12 protein-coding genes and 2 pseudogenes are annotated in these 12,892 nt (G+C 70.5%); 7 read left to right on the top strand and 7 right to left on the bottom strand.

Going from position 1 to position 12,892, the window contains the following annotated elements; translation table 11 throughout:
• Positions 1-123 precede the first annotated feature (123 nt).
• Positions 124-963, top strand: coding sequence for an IS5 family transposase (locus SLAV_RS36695; RefSeq protein WP_100661198.1), 840 nt, complete (start codon positions 124-126; stop codon positions 961-963).
• 122 nt (positions 964-1,085) lie between these two features.
• Positions 1,086-1,775 (top strand): annotated as a pseudogene (locus SLAV_RS36690) (IS5 family transposase); the annotation flags it as partial.
• Positions 1,776-2,156: 381 nt separating this feature from the next.
• Here the strand turns inward: SLAV_RS36690 and SLAV_RS41270 are convergent.
• On the bottom strand, positions 2,157-2,426 hold the full coding sequence (locus SLAV_RS41270) for a hypothetical protein (protein ID WP_030238020.1): 270 nt from the start codon (positions 2,424-2,426) through the stop codon (positions 2,157-2,159).
• A gap of 618 nt (positions 2,427-3,044) precedes the next feature.
• Complete coding sequence (locus SLAV_RS36680) at positions 3,045-4,184, bottom strand: PucR family transcriptional regulator (RefSeq protein WP_030238025.1); 1,140 nt, start codon at positions 4,182-4,184, stop codon at positions 3,045-3,047.
• Positions 4,185-4,271: 87 nt separating this feature from the next.
• Here SLAV_RS36680 and SLAV_RS36675 point away from each other — a divergent pair, with 87 nt between their 5' ends.
• Both SLAV_RS36675 and SLAV_RS36670 read left to right on the top strand, forming a co-directional pair.
• Positions 4,272-5,327, top strand: coding sequence for a ferredoxin reductase (locus SLAV_RS36675; RefSeq protein WP_030238027.1), 1,056 nt, complete (start codon positions 4,272-4,274; stop codon positions 5,325-5,327).
• Positions 5,328-5,334: 7 nt separating this feature from the next.
• Positions 5,335-6,453: a fatty acid desaturase family protein gene (locus tag SLAV_RS36670; RefSeq protein WP_030238030.1), complete on the top strand. Its 1,119-nt coding sequence runs from the start codon at positions 5,335-5,337 to the stop codon at positions 6,451-6,453.
• 370 nt (positions 6,454-6,823) lie between these two features.
• Here the strand turns inward: SLAV_RS36670 and SLAV_RS36665 are convergent, their stop codons facing one another.
• A complete protein-coding gene (locus SLAV_RS36665) occupies positions 6,824-7,690 on the bottom strand; it encodes a hypothetical protein (RefSeq protein ID WP_030238033.1) in 867 nt (288 codons plus the stop codon).
• Between the two features lie 309 nt (positions 7,691-7,999).
• Complete coding sequence (locus tag SLAV_RS36660) at positions 8,000-8,914, bottom strand: hypothetical protein (protein ID WP_030238036.1); 915 nt, start codon at positions 8,912-8,914, stop codon at positions 8,000-8,002.
• 224 nt (positions 8,915-9,138) lie between these two features.
• On the opposite strand from SLAV_RS36660, the gene SLAV_RS36655 reads away from it, so the two are divergent.
• Both SLAV_RS36655 and SLAV_RS42785 read left to right on the top strand, forming a co-directional pair.
• Positions 9,139-9,927, top strand: a complete 789-nt coding sequence (locus SLAV_RS36655; protein WP_051841321.1) for a serine hydrolase domain-containing protein — start codon at positions 9,139-9,141, stop codon at positions 9,925-9,927.
• Positions 9,861-10,124, top strand: a complete 264-nt coding sequence (locus SLAV_RS42785) for a hypothetical protein (protein WP_234333823.1) — start codon at positions 9,861-9,863, stop codon at positions 10,122-10,124. Before SLAV_RS36655 ends, SLAV_RS42785 begins: the two co-directional genes overlap by 67 nt.
• Before the next feature lie 55 nt (positions 10,125-10,179).
• On the opposite strand, the gene SLAV_RS36650 is transcribed toward SLAV_RS42785, so the two are convergent.
• Positions 10,180-10,842 carry a deoxynucleoside kinase gene (locus SLAV_RS36650; RefSeq protein WP_030238039.1) on the bottom strand — a complete coding sequence of 221 codons (663 nt, stop codon included), beginning with the start codon at positions 10,840-10,842 and terminating at the stop codon, positions 10,180-10,182.
• Positions 10,843-11,147: 305 nt separating this feature from the next.
• Here SLAV_RS36650 and SLAV_RS42780 point away from each other — a divergent pair.
• Positions 11,148-11,261: pseudogene (locus SLAV_RS42780) on the top strand (ECF transporter S component); the annotation flags it as partial.
• A gap of 27 nt (positions 11,262-11,288) precedes the next feature.
• Here SLAV_RS42780 and SLAV_RS36640 read toward each other — a convergent pair.
• A complete protein-coding gene (locus SLAV_RS36640; RefSeq protein WP_030238041.1) occupies positions 11,289-12,137 on the bottom strand; it encodes an SGNH/GDSL hydrolase family protein in 849 nt (282 codons plus the stop codon).
• Between the two features lie 5 nt (positions 12,138-12,142).
• Positions 12,143-12,865, bottom strand: a complete 723-nt coding sequence (locus SLAV_RS36635) for a hypothetical protein (protein WP_051841323.1) — start codon at positions 12,863-12,865, stop codon at positions 12,143-12,145.
• Between the last annotated feature and the right edge of the window lie 27 nt (positions 12,866-12,892).

Raw genomic sequence — 12,892 nt, 5'->3', positions numbered from 1 at the left:
AAAGTGGCTGCCAGACGGGCTTCTTGGGCTGCCTCCTCCTGTTTCATCCCAAGCCGCCGGGTTTCACGCCGTGTGCTTCGGGCGCCGGTCCGCGCGCCTGGGCCACCTGGGTAGCCCGGAATCATGCCTGAACGCCGCCGATACCCAAGCGATCTGTCCGATGCCCGGTGGGAGCTGGTCGAGCCGGTCCTGACCGCCTGGCGGTCCGAGCGCCGCGGCCGAGGCCTGGACATCGGCCGGCCTCCGGACCACGATCTGCGGAGCCTGCTGGACGCAGTCCTCTACGTGAACCGGACGGGCATCCCGTGGCGCTACCTTCCGCACGACTACCCGCACTGGAACACCGTCTACGCCTACTTCGCCCGCTGGCAGGAAGAGGGTGTCTTCGACCAGCTCAATACCCTCCTGCGACGTCAAGTCCGCAGGCAGGAGGGCCGCGAGGAGGAACCGACCGCCTGCGTCATCGACTCCCAGAGCATCAAAACCTCTACCAACGTGCCCGCCTGCGAGCAGGGCATCGACGCCGGAAAGAAGATTGTCGGACGCAAGCGGAGCATCGTCATCGACACCGTCGGACTCCTCCTGGCCGTCGTGGTCACCGCCGCGAGCGTGCAGGACTCAATCGCCGGGCAGACCCTCATCGAACGGGTCGCATCCGAGCATCCCACCATCCGCAAGACCTGGGTCGACGGCGGCTACCGCCAGCACCTCGTCGAGTACGCCGCCACCCTCGGCATCGACATGCACATCGTCCGCCGCGACCCCACCACCAGGGGATTTACCGTCCTGCCCCGCCGTTGGACCGTCGAAAGAACCCTCGGCTGGCTTATGAACCACCGCCGTCTCACGCGCGACTACGAAGCCTGCCCCCACCGCTCCGAAGCCATGATCCACCTCGCGATGATCAACCTCATGACCCGCAGACTCACCGCCGAATCCACCCCCACATGGCGCGGCGCATGAACCACTATCAACCCGGCAATCCGGGATGAAACAACAGGAGGAAACGCCCTCTAACTGACCGTTTCAGAATGAGTTGAGCTACGGGTCCTGCACTTGCCGATCTTGGTCGGCGGGGTGTCCGGGTGCGTGCTGATCTTGTTCCTGACGACCTGCGCGAGCGGGTGGCCCCGCTGCTGCCACCCGCCCCCGAACGCCGCCGCCGGCATCCAGGGCGGCTTCGCGTTCCGGACCGAGCGGCTCTCGCCGGCATCGTGTACGTCCTGCGGACCGGCGTTGCCTGGCGCGACGTTCCGGCCGAGACCGTGGGCTGCTCCGGAGTCACGGCCTGGCGTCGGCTGCGGGACTGGGACTGGACCGAGGCAGGCGTCTGGCCACACCTGCACGCCGCCCTGCTGGCCGAACTGAGCCGCTCGGACTCGTTGGACCTGGACGACCGCGCCGTGGACGGCTCTCATGTCCGGGCCCTCAAAGGGGGGATCACGTCGGCCCCTCGCCCGTCGACCGCGCCCGCCCCGGCTCCAAGCACCACCCGATCGTCGACCGGCACGGAACCCCGCTCGCCGTCACCCTCACCGGCGGTAACCGCCACGACGCCACCCAACTCCCGCCCCTGCTTGACGCCGTCCCGCCGATCCGGGGCCTGCGCGGGCGGCCCCGCCGCAAGCCCCGGCGCCTGTACGCCGACCGGGGCTACGACTTCGACAAGTACCGCCGCCTGCTGTGAAAGCGCGGCATCAACCGCTGATCGCGCCCGACGCGACGTCGCCCACGGCTCCGGACTGGGCAAGGTGCGCTGGGCCGTCGAGCGAGCCTTGTGCGCCACGAGGCGCTCTGTTTGTATCCCCGGCTGAGCCGGGAGGAACTCGGAAGGAGGTTCCTGGGCCGAATGACTTACCTGGATCCGAAAGGTGAAGGGGACAACAGCATGTCATCCAATCAGCAGTCGAGTCGTCGCGGGGTGCCGGGCGGCCAATCCCTGCAAGCCACACCAGCGGCAAAATCATGGCAGCCATACCTGGCACCCCTGGGTGTCCCGATCTTACGAATGACCGGGATCAGCCCAGAACCAAGGTATGGAGATCATGGAAATCCTGGAGGCATACGACCTCACGGGGAGTTACCGCGCCGCTGCCGAGCTGGCCAGCTGCGAGGGTCCTCCGCTTCGCTTCGGACTGGTGGTGTTGCGCTTCGCTTCACCCGAGTGGCCTGGCTTCGCCAGGCCTGCTGCTGACGGGCGCCACGCTCATCCCCGAGGCCGCGTTGTTCTTCACTCCCTGGCCACTCCCCGCGCCTTCCCCGTAGAAGTTGTACGGCGCATAGTCGGGGATGTTGGCCGGCTTGGCGCCCTGACCCTGGCGGATCGTCGCGCCCTTGAAGGTGGAGTTGTAGAACAGGCAGGTGTAGCCGCCTGTGCACGGGTACGTGTTGTTCATCGGCGTGCCGTCTTCGAGCATCGCGACCATGCCGCTCACTCCGTCACGGGTCACTGGAGTGAGCTGGACATTGCCCTCGACGCCCTGCTTCAGCCGGATGTCCTTGATGCCGTCACGCCGCTCCTGCTCCTCCTTCTCCTACAGATGTGCCAGATGCGCGGGGTCGAACTTTCCGTCCGCCAGATCCCACTGGTACTGCTCCTCGGCGCTGACCGTCCCGGGGGAGTCCGCGGCTTGAGCCGTAGCCGTCCCCCCTGTCAGGACCGCAACTGCCGCCGGCCCGGCCACCACCGTCTTAGCACCCTTGCGGAAGACAGGACGCATCGTCATAACCAGCTCCCCTACGGATAGATGAGAACCTCCTTCGTCGAGGTTCGCTCGCTGATGCCTGGCCCGATGTCGGTTCGGAGCAGGTTCTTGGTCTCCTGGTGGTACAGCAGCTGCACGCGCTCTGACCTGGGAAGAAGGCAGCTGGCGCGCACCGTTGGCGAGGGCTGGTCCGGAAATGGTCCGGATCTTGGCCCGGGCGGGGAGGGGGGAGAGGTGGGACGTTCTGGGAGTGATCGGCACTGGACTGGCCGTCAGCCGAGCGCCGCACCTCAGGTTGGTCCGCCGCTGTACCGCCAACGCTCCTATGGGAAGGGCACGTCAGCCCACCCGGAGACCGACCGCCAGCGTCAGTTCGAGAACCCGGTGCGGCGACCCGAGATCCGGAAACAGCTCCCGCAGCTGCGACATCCGGTACCGGACGGTCTGGGGATGGACGAACAACGCCGCCGCCACCTCGTCCCGCCTGCCCTGGTGCAGCAGCCACGCCCGCAACGTCTCCTCGAGCCGCCGCGCGGTCGCGGCCGGCAAGGTCCGCAACGGTGCGAGGGCTCGGGCACGCAGGTCGGCGAGCGCGTCCGCGTCGGCGCTCAGTACCAGCTCGGGCAGGTGGTCCTCGGTGTCGCGGATGTCGCAGGAGAGGGAGCGCGCGCGTACGGCTCGTGCGTACGAGGCGGACGCACGCGTCCACGGCCGGGCCGGGCCGACCACGGCGGCGCGGTCGGGCAGCTGCCTCAGGAGATGTGCTCGGTCGGCATCGGGGACGAGCAGCACGCCGGAGGCGTCCGGCAGATCGTCGAGGACGAGGGTGCCCGGGTCGAGCGCGCGGTAGGCCGGCCGGGCGTGGGCGGCGGGCAGCAGGACTGCGGTCAGCGAAACCGGCGGCTGCCACCCAGCCCGCCCAGCGCCGGCAAGGAGCACTTCCGGGCTCGCGCCGGAGAGGAGATCGCGGGCCAGCTGTTCCAGGTGGCGCTCGTGGGCCCGGCCCCGCGCGGCCAGTTCGTCGGCGTGGCCCGCGGCGCTCGCGGCGGAGAGCTCGTCGATGTAGGCGAAGGTCAGCTCGGCGAACTTGGCGACCTGGGCGGCGGGCAGACCTGCGGGTACGGCACCTGCGGCCAGGCCTCGCCAGGCCACGCGGGCGCCAACCCGGTAGGCGCTGAGCAGGGCGTCCATCGAACGGCCGTCGCGGACCTCGCCGCGGCCCAGCTCGTAGGCCGCGGCACTGGCGTCGCCGCCCGTGGCCTTCCCGCTCGCGAGGTCCAGGTAGAGGCTCAGGGCGGTGCGGACGGCTCGGCGGATGGTGGCGCCCATGCGGCCCGAGAGCGCGTTGGCGTAGGAAGGCACCTCGTCGATGATCGCCTGGACGACCTCGTCGGCAGTGGTCCTCAGCGCGGCCCGAATCGCGGTGACCGTCGTCTCGTCCAGGACCAGTTCGCTGGCCCTCCGGACTGCATGGCTCACGTTTTTGTTCCCTGCGAACAATTCAACTGATTAGATTCACGTCCTGTGGATAGGACTTTACCCCCTGAAGCGCATCAAGCTGGGGTCATGACGAGTGCAGCCCTCCGCAGTAGGGCGTGGAAACTGCTGGAGATGGTCACGACGCCGCTGCTGCCGTCGGACTACCTCGACCTGGTCAGCCCGCTGCGTGCGGGCGGCGACCTGCGGGGGCGCATCGAGGCCGTGCACCCCGAGACGGGCGACGCCGCGACCATCGTGATCAAGCCGGGGCGGGGCTGGCGCGGCCACACAGCCGGTCAGTACGTGCGGATCGGGGTCGACGTCGACGGGGTGCGCCTGTGGCGTGCCTACTCGGTCACCTCACCGACACACCGCGGGGACGGCCGGATCACGATCACCGTGAAGGCCATCCCGGACGGCAAGGTCAGCAACCACCTGGTCCGCAGGGCGCAGCCGGGCACGCTGATCCAGCTCGACCAGGCGACCGGTGACTTCGTGCTGCCGCAGGCCAAGCCCGCCAAGGTGCTCTACCTGACGGCCGGCAGCGGCATCACGCCGGTGATGGGCATGCTGCGCGACGTCGAGTTCGACGACGTCGTCATGGTCCACTCCGCACCGCAGCCGCACGACGTGATCTTCCGCAACGACCTGCACGACCTGGTCGCGGACAAGAAGCTGCGTCTCACCGAGCTGCACACCGACACGGACGGCATGCTGGACATCGCCCGTCTGGGCGAACTCGTCCCCGACTGGGCCGAGCGCGAGACCTGGGCGTGCGGGCCCGCGGGCCTGCTCGACGCCGCCGAGGACCACTGGACCGAGCACGGCGTCCCAGAGCGCCTGCACACCGAGCGCTTCCGCCCCGCCGTCGTCGCAACCGGCGACGGCGGCGAGGTCACGTTCGCCGCCACCGACAAGACCGTCGACGCGGACGGCGCCACGCCGTTGCTGGACGTCGGCGAGGAGGCCGGCGTGCTCATGCCGTCCGGGTGCCGCATGGGCATCTGCTTCGGCTGCGTCACGCCGCTCACGGCGGGTGCCGTCCGCGACCTGCGCACCGGCGAGATCACCGAGGCCGGGCCGGGCGTCCTCATCCAGACCTGCGTGTCCGCCGCGGCGGGCCCCTGCGACATCGAACGGTAGGAGCACCTTGACCGCCATCGACCCCACCGCCCACCTGACCGCGGAGCAGATCGAGGAGCTCGGCCGCGAGCTGGACGCGATCCGCGACGAGGTGATCGCCAGCCGCGGTGAGAAGGACGCCGCCTACATCCGCAAGGTCATCTCGGCGCAGCGCAGACTCGAGCTGGTCAGCAGGGGCGTCCTGCTGTTCTCGATCTTCCCGCCCGCGTGGCTGATCGGCACCGCCGGCCTGTCCGTGGCGAAGATCATGGAGAACATGGAGATCGGCCACAACGTCCTGCACGGCCAGTGGGACTGGATGCGGGACCCGAAGATCCACTCCACCACCTGGGAATGGGATCACGTCTCGCCGGCCGAGCAGTGGAAGCACTCGCACAACGAGCTGCACCACACGTACACCAACGTGATCGGCAAGGACAACGACCTCGGCTACGGCATCATGCGCGTCGACGAGGACCAGAAGTGGCACCCGTTCCACCTCGGACAGCCGCTGTGGAACTTCATCAACGCCTGCTTCTTCGAGTACGGCATCGCCGCCTACGACCTGGAACTCGGCAGGAACCTGCACAAGCACCGTCGCAAGACCCCGGAGTTCCGCGCGCGGGCCAGGGCCGTGGGCCGCAAGATCCGCAAGCAGGTCCTCAAGGACTACGTGATCCACCCGCTCCTTTCGGGCCCGTCGTTCCTCACCACGCTCGCCGCCACGTTCACCGCGAACCTGGTCCGCAACATCTGGTCCCACTCGGTGATCATGTGCGGGCACTTCCCCGAGGGCGTGCAGGTCTTCGAGCGCCGGTCGATCAAGGGCGAGACGCGCGGCCAGTGGTACCTGCGCCAGATGATGGGCTCCGCGAACATCAGCGGCAGCAAGGCCATGCACTTCATGACCGGCAACCTGTCGCACCAGATCGAGCACCACCTGTTCCCGGACCTGCCGAGCAACCGGTACGCCGAGGTCGCGGTGAGGGTGCGCGCCTTGTTCGAGAAGTACGAGTTGGAGTACGTCACCGGGCCGCTGCCCAAGCAGGTGTTCTCCGCGTGGCGCAAGGTCTTCCGGCTCTCGCTGCCGAACAAGAAGCCCAAGATCACGATGCCGGACCGCGAGCGGGAGCTCGCCGCGGCCTGATTCCCTGTACTGGTTCGGCCTCTCGGCCGTGCCGACGGCACCGCCGAGAGGCCGGGCCGAGGTCTTGATGAGCTGAAAGGCGATGAATCCTCACCGGGCGTCGCCGGCCCAGGCGAGGGGTTCGTTGGGTCGTGCTGCCGGACTTCGGCGTGCGGCCCGAGGCGGGTGCGCGTGTGACGGACCATGTCGGCGGCGCCGTCAGGATGTTGAGGCGGGTGAAGCGGTAGCCGGCGGTGTGGTGGGGGGCCACAGCACCGTGCCGCCCCTCCCCGCGGTCAGGGGGGCGGCGCTGGTGACCATGGGCCCCACCGTGCAGGCCAAGCGGGGTGGAGCGGGAACCCCGGAGGCCGGCAGAGCCCCCGCCCCCGGGTCACGGGTTGGCGGTCACCTCGAAGCCGGCACCGAAGACGTCGGCTGGGTCGGCGGCGTCCCGGGCGCGTAGGTCGGCCAGGATGTTCGCGGAGCTGGTGTACACGTACGGGGGAATGCCGATGATGATCCCCTTGGTGATGCCCGCCCAGGGACCCTCCGCGTGGAAACCGTTGGCCTCGGACGGGTAGGCCGACCCCGGCACATGCCAGATCGTGGGACCGCCGGAGTCACCGGCCTTGTGCTGCGGGTGTGCCTGGTAGACGCCCTGGGAGTTGTTGGTGATCCGCCCGTACCAGATGCCGAGCTGACCGGAGACCACCAGTTCGTTGTTGTTGAACCAGGCCGCGCCGAGTAGTCGTTCGCTGTTCAGAGCCGGGCTGAGCGCGTTGGGGCTGGGCGTGCCGCCGGGCACCTCCAGCACACCGGTCTGCTTCAGGTACGGCCCCTGTGAGGAGAGGGTCACTTCCGGCACCAGCTCGATCACCATGTAGTCCTTGGTGAGGTGTCCGGTCATGGACCCCTCGGGGTCCTTGAAGTACCGCACCCAGCCGATCGGACCGTAGCCGATGTCCTGCCGGTGGTAGACGGGGGCGATGTTGTCGCGCAGCTCGCGGTCGGCGTAGGCCGGCGCGCTCAGGCAGTGGCCGGCTGAGATCGCAATCTTGCGGCCGTAATCGTCGTTGCCGACCGCCCCGATGGTGCAGAAGGCGTCGGGGCGGTCCGGGTCGAAGGCGATCTGCATGGAGTTGTACACGCGCTTGGCCGCCCGCGGCTCCTGCACCTGGTCCTCGGCCTGGGCCGGGCCCGCACCGAGGACCGCTACGGTCGCGAGGGCTGCGGTGAGGCTGAACAGCCGTCTGAACATGATTGGCACTCCGTTCTGTCCGAAACAAGATCGACCCTGCCGAGTCAACCGGCGGAGGCGGCCGGTCAGAAGAGCAGTTCCGGACACGCGCGCGGCGATGCCGAGCTCTACGCGCTCGATCCCGTCGGTGTACCGGGAGAGGTACTTCTCTCTCGCCCTGGGCGAGGCTCCTCGGTGTCATGGGCCGATGCATGAGCGGCCCGGTCGTCGGCGGGGTCATGGGCGGCCGAGTCAGGGCTCTGCCGGCATCGATGGTCTCCGATGCCGACGCGGGCGGATGTCGAACGGCACGAGCCGCGTCACGGGTCCTCAGGTTCCGCCCGCGCGGCACTGGGTGAGGTCGATCTCCACCGCGGCCGCCCCCGCGTCCCCCGCGAAGGAGAGCACGACGCGCCCGACCGCCCCGGCGACCGTCCGCGCGACCTCGGCGAGGTCGTATCCCGCCCAGTTGGCCTCCCCGTCCAGGAGGGCCCGTACGTACCCCTCGACATCCGTGCCCAGGTCCTCGTCGTCGGTGCGCAGCACGGCCGCCCCGGGGAACGCGTCCCGCAGCCGGCCCAGCAGCTCCCGGCCACCGCCGCTACCGCCACCGTCCGGGACGGGGCCGTCGGCTCCGTCGCTGCTGCGGACGGCGACGACCAGCCGGCTCAGCTGGTCCCTGCCCGAGGGGTCCGCCGCGGCACCCAGCTTCTTCGCGATGACCGTCAACAGCCCCAGCGGCTCCCGGTTGTGAGCGGTGACCGCGGTGGTCACCGCGCCCTCGTCCGGGACGGTGTGCGGCGGGCAGTGGCCGACCGCGGCCGCGAACAGGGCCGACGTCCCGAACGTCGCGTCGCTCAAGGCCACCGCGCGGCCCAGGATCGCCGACTTCCCGCTCGCGGTGATGCCCGTGACGAGGAGGACCCCCGGCGGGCCCTTCAGGAAGGGGACCACTGAGGCGTTCAGGCGCCTGCGGCCCGAGAAGTACCAGCCGGGGTCGTCGGCGCCGGTGCGGCCGCTCGCCTTCTCCAGCCAGTAGTCGAGGTCCTCCGGGGTCGCCGCCACCTCCTGCCGGCTCTCCTCCACCGCGGCCTGCCTAGGCCGGTGGCCCGGGTTCGGCAGCGCGGCGGTCGCCACGTGCGGCTTTCCGCCCATCAGCGGCCGGCAGTCCAGGGACAGGCTCCGGCCGAGCTCCGCGCCGACCGCCTGCGCCGCCTGGTACAGGGCCCGGCTGAACTCATCCATCGTCAGGTGCGGGCGGGTGATCCCGCCGGCCGTGCGCAGCCACTCGTGGGCCCGGCGCAGGACGAGCGCTTGTTGACGGCCTTCGCCGTTTGCGTCGGCGCCGCCGCTCCGGCCTATGCGGCCACGACCCCCGCGAGCCCTGCCACCGCGTGGACCTGCGGCGACCGCCCTGAGCTCAAGAACGCGCTGGACCGGGTCACCGGTGAAATCGCACCGGAGCCGCGGTGGAGGTGGTCGATCCGGCCTGCGGCCGCTGGGGCTACGCCTCGGGCACGGCCGATCTGCGCACGGGCAGGCCCATGGACGTCCGCGACCGGCTCCGCATCGGCAGCATCACCAAGACCTTCACCGCCGCGACCGTCCTGCAACTGGCCGACGAGGGCCGGCTGTCCCTCGACGCGTTCGTCGAGCACTACCTGCCCGGCCTCGTCCAGGGCAACGGCTACGACGGCAACAAGATCACCGTACGGCAGCTCCTCCAGCAGACCAGCGGACCGCCCGACCACAGCGAGGCGCTCGCCACGGCCGACGTCGAGTGGCTGCGCCACCACCACTTCACCCCGCAGGACCTGGTCCGGCGGGCGCTGCGCCTGCCGCCGCCCGCGCACCCGTGGCACTGCTCCACCACCGACTACATCCTGGCCGGACTGCTGATCGAGAAGGCCACCGGCCGGCCCGCCGAAGCCGAGATCTCGCGCCGGATCATCAAGCCGCTCGACCTCCACGACACCTACTGGCCGGGCGACGCGGAGCGGATCCGGGGCCCTCATTCGCGCAGCTACTTCACCACCGAGGAGGACGGCAAGGCCGTGCGGTGGACGGCACCGAGTGGAACACCACGGCCGGGGGCACAGGAGGCGCACTGGTCTCCACGCCGCACGACGTCAACACGTTCTTCGCCGCCCTGCTGGTCGGCCGCCTCCTGTCACCCGCCCGGCTCACGGAGATGCGCACGACGGTGGCGGGCGATCCGGAACGGCTCGGACCGGACGGCCGCTACGGCCTGGGGCTGATCACCGAGCCGCTGTCGTGCGGCGGAGTGTGGACCGGGCACACCGGCTCCGCCCGGGCAGGACACCACGGGATCGGCGCGGTCGCACCGGACGGGCGCCAGGTGACCGTCGTGGTCGACGAAACCCCCACCACGGACACCGCGGCCGCCACCCTCCTGGCCGCGGTGGACACGGCCCTGTGCCCTCCCGCGCGATAGGCGCGCCGCACCGGACACCGGCGGCCCGGGCCCGGCCGGAGCCCCTCGAACGGCTTCAGCCGCGGCTCCTGGCCGCCGACAGGGCGTCCCTGACCTCCTGCGCCACGCGGGCCGCGTCCTCGGGGTTGTTCACCACATCGGTGTGGCTCATGTCGACGACGAGGACCTCGCTGGCCGCGTAGTGCTCGTGCACCCAGTCGTCGTAGCCCGACCACAGCGTCCGGTAGTACTCCACCAGGCTCTCGTCCTGCTCGAAATCGCGGCCCCGCAGCCCGATGCGGTGCAGCACCGTCTCGAAGTCCGCCTTGAGGTAGACCATGAGATCGGGTGCCTTGCGGTACGGCAGGCCCTCGATCTCGCGCATCATCTCGCCGAGCAGTCCCTCGTACACCTGCATCTCGAGGGAGCTGATCCGGCCGAGGTCGTGATTGACCTTGGCGAAGTACCAGTCCTCGTAGATCGACCGGTCCAGGACGTTGTCGCCCTGCTTGTACGCCTCCTTGATCGAGGCGAACCGGGTCCGCAGGAAGTGGAGCTGGAGCAGGAAGGGGTAGCGCTTGGCCTGGATCTCCTCGGGGCTCGCCGTGTAGAAGAGCGGCAGGATCGGGTTGTCTTCCACGCTCTCGTAGAAGACTTCGCTGCCCAGCTCCTTGGCGAGCAGCTCGGCCACACTCGTCTTGCCGATTCCGATCATGCCTCCGACGCAGATCACTGCCATACCTCGCTTCTCCCTGGGGGTCTTCTGTTCGCGGGCGGGGGCGCTGCAGACCCCACACCATTGAGACGCGTTTCGGCAGGCACTCGATTCCCCGAGATCGTCATGATCAGCGTCACGCGGTCCCCGTCCGGGGCGCGGCCGTGTCCGGCCACACCCCTCGACCGGCCGGACCGACCGCTTCGCGCTTGCCGCGGACGGCGATGCCTCACCGCCCCGCGGCCGCTTCGAAGCATAAATGACGACTCGCCCCACCCCGGCCAGAGCACCGGCCCCGCCTGACCCCGCTCGGCCGGTGCCGGATGGCGGGCCGGGGCGTCACGAACCTCGTCTGCATCTGCCTGGCCGGCCCGGCCGTCCTCACCGTCTTCCGCCGCGCCGCCCGCAAGGCCCGCTTCCAGGCACCGGTCCGCTTCCGGCCCCCGCACGCTTGCGGCCGAGGACACCGCTCAGGGGCGATCGGCTCCCTGAGGGACGCCGGATGTCCGTTCCTCCACCGGACCGAGCGCGTCGAGCACGGCCGCTGCGACGCGTCGTTGACCGGCCGGGGTGAGGTGGACGCCGTCCTCCTCCAGGTGGCCGTGCGCGGCGGCCCGTGTGTCGACCGTGGCCTCGGGCTCCGCGAGCAGCAGTTCCGCGACGGCGTCGAGGTCCTCCCCGGCCCAGGAGAGCCCCGCCCTGCGGAAGTGCACGTACTCCGCGACGCGCCCGGGGTCGACGGCGGTCGGGGTGAGCCAGATCCAGCGGGCCCCGGTCCGGCGGACCGTCAGGTCGCGCAGGGCCCGCAGGGCGCGGCGGGTCTCGGCGGCGGCGACCAGCGGGACCCCGTCCAGTCGCTGGACGTCGTTGGCCCCCAGCATGCACAGCACCCAGTCGGGCCGCTGGAACCCGAGCAGCGGGAGGTTCGCCAGGGCCTGGGTCGTCGTACTGCCGGACACGGCCAGGTTGGTGCAGCGGACGCCCTCCGGGAGCAGGTGCCGCAGGATCTCGAACCAGGAGAGCCGGTCGGCGGTGGTGCTCTCCCCGACGGCCACCACGTGCTCGCCCGGCCGGAACGGCAGTCCGGCCAGACGTGCGGACGTCCCCGGCGCGGCTTCGAGCGCGGCGGCGGCCGCTCGGTTGCACTCCTCGAAGCGGTCCAGTCGCGTGCGGTAGCCGGCCGGGTCGAGTCCGAACAGGGCCGCGAGCGCCGCCTCGTCGGGGGCGGGCCCGAGGTGGCGCAGGACCTTCTCGGGCTGATGGAAGCGGAGCATCCGTTCCGCCGGGTCGTGTGCGGGGGTGGTGGTCGCGGTGGTCATGGCGGTCAGCCCTCCGTACGGACGCGGCGGCGCGGCAGCAGGAACCCGGCCGCGATCAGCCACAGCAGACCGGCGAACCGGGCGACCGGCAGCAGCAGGGCGGCGCCGTCGGCCAGCAGGACCAGCGTGGACAGTTCGGCGATCGCCGCGACGGCCAGGCCCGTCACGGCGAGGGCGCGGGGCAGCAGGCCCGCGAGCAGGCCCGGTACGGCGATCCCGGCGATCAGCAGCCCCAGCAGGACGACGTGGGCGGGCCCGCCGAGTCCGAAGGCCAGGTACTGCAGGGCCCGTACGAGTTCTGCGTGATCCGCGACCTCGGGCCGGGACAGCACCCAGGTGACCAGTCCCGAGCAGGTCAGGAAGGCCGAGGCGAGGACTCCCCCGGCGAGGGCGATGGTGGCGCCCGGGGCACGGACCCCGAGCTTGTGCAGCCGCGCGGAGACGGTCGCGGCGTAGATCGCGAGCGGCACCGAGGCCGCGAACTGCAGGGCTCCGGAGAGGCGGACCGCACCGGTGTGGTCGCGGAAGTACGAGGTCACCGTGTCGGAGGAGCCGAAGGGGGAGGGGAAGGTGTCCCCGTCCGCGAGGAGGGTGCTGAGCACGAGCCCGGCGAGGAAGAGGGCGGTGAAGACCACGGCGAGGATGCCGGGCGGCGGCCCGGCCTGCGCGTCGCGTCGGCTGCGGGTCGCGGGGGTGGCGGTGGTGGCGGTCTCTGGGGTGGCGGTCACGGCAGAATCCGTTCTCTGAAGTCAATC

This window comes from Streptomyces lavendulae subsp. lavendulae, from assembly GCF_002803845.1.
In the GTDB taxonomy this organism is placed as follows: Bacteria; Actinomycetota; Actinomycetes; order Streptomycetales; family Streptomycetaceae; genus Streptomyces; species Streptomyces lavendulae.
Note: the sequence above shows the minus strand (reverse complement) of the source record. Positions and strands in the feature narration are given on the sequence as shown.